Annotated in this window: 1 protein-coding gene; it reads right to left on the bottom strand. The window is 74.7% G+C overall.

Annotation, left to right across the window (positions count from 1 at the left end):
- The coding region (locus tag G3I65_RS09095) for a glutamate-cysteine ligase family protein (RefSeq protein WP_239070894.1) at positions 1 to 526 on the bottom strand (526 nt) is incomplete at both ends.

The following is a 526-nucleotide window of genomic DNA, read 5'->3' as shown; positions in this document are numbered from 1 at the left end:
CCTGCGGCGACACCGGCTCCGCCACGCGCCCGCGGTCGAGGTCGGCCTGTGCCCGCCGCACCAGCGCCCGGCTCAGCAGCGCCTGCAGGAGGGCGTGGTCGACGGTCAGCGCGGTGTCGGCGACCCGGAACTCCACGGTCGGGAACCGGCCGGACGGGCGGGCCAGCCAGAACGTCTGGTCCGGGTCGACGAGCGCACCGCAGTCGACCAGCGTCTCCACCGCCCGGCGGTACTCCGCGTGGTCACGCAGGTGCGGCGCGAGACCGGAACCGGGGAAGCGGGACTGCTGGACGATCCGCCAGCTGTGGTAACCCGTGTCGCGACCGTGGTCGAACGGCGCGTTCACCGACAGCGCGAGCAGCGTGGGCAGCCACCGGCCGACGTGGTTGACGACCGCGACCGCGGTGTCGGGATCGGGTACGCCGACGTGGACGTGGCACCCGCAGGCTTCGTAGTCGGCGACCACCGCGCCGTAGGCGGCGTCGATTTCGGCGTACCGGCCGTCGCTCGCGGGCGGTGGCGCGGC

The sequence above is a fragment of the Amycolatopsis sp. SID8362 genome (assembly GCF_010550475.1).
Lineage (GTDB): Bacteria > Actinomycetota > Actinomycetes > Mycobacteriales > Pseudonocardiaceae > Amycolatopsis > Amycolatopsis eburnea.
This window is presented reverse-complemented; position numbering and strand designations above follow the sequence as displayed.